The 572-nt window shown below is 31.5% G+C and carries 1 protein-coding gene; it reads right to left on the reverse strand.

What is annotated here, in order from left to right; genetic code table 11:
* The coding region (locus B2G86_RS13025; protein ID WP_198931350.1) for an IS256 family transposase at window positions 1–572 on the reverse strand (572 nt) is incomplete at both ends.

Here is a 572-nt window from a genome sequence, read left to right on the forward strand (position 1 = left end):
GAACTATCAAAATTTTCTTGGATATCCATAAGTACAGCACCAATTAATCTAAAAGCAGAGTCTAAATTAGGGAAAGTCTTAATGACTTTCTCTCTTTTTCTAACTTGCATATTGATGTTCTCAATAGAATTAGTCGTACGTAAACTTTTATGATGTTGTGCTGGGAACCTATAGAACTGAGCAGCATCTTCGAAGCCTTGATCTAATATATTGAGTGCTTCTGAATACTTTGGATTATTTTGATATTTAGTTATCAGTTCTTCTTTAAGCTGTAATGCATGTTGATAAGTAGGTGCTTTAAAAATAGATTTAAGTAACAGTTTTGCATCTTCAGAATTTTTCTTAGGGAAACGTTCAACAATGTTTTTAAGAAAATGAAAAGTACAACGTTGCCAAGATGAATCTATAAATTGAGATTTAATAGATTTAATAAGACCAGAATGAGCATCAGAAATAATAAGCTCTGGTGTCGTTAAACCACGCATTCTAAGGTCTTCAAAAAATTCAGACCAAGCCTTTTCAGATTCTTGATTAGAAATTTTAAAGCCAATAATTTCACGCTGTCTAAGTTC

Source organism: Mammaliicoccus fleurettii, from assembly GCF_002018435.1.
In the GTDB taxonomy this organism is placed as follows: domain Bacteria; phylum Bacillota; class Bacilli; order Staphylococcales; family Staphylococcaceae; genus Mammaliicoccus; species Mammaliicoccus fleurettii.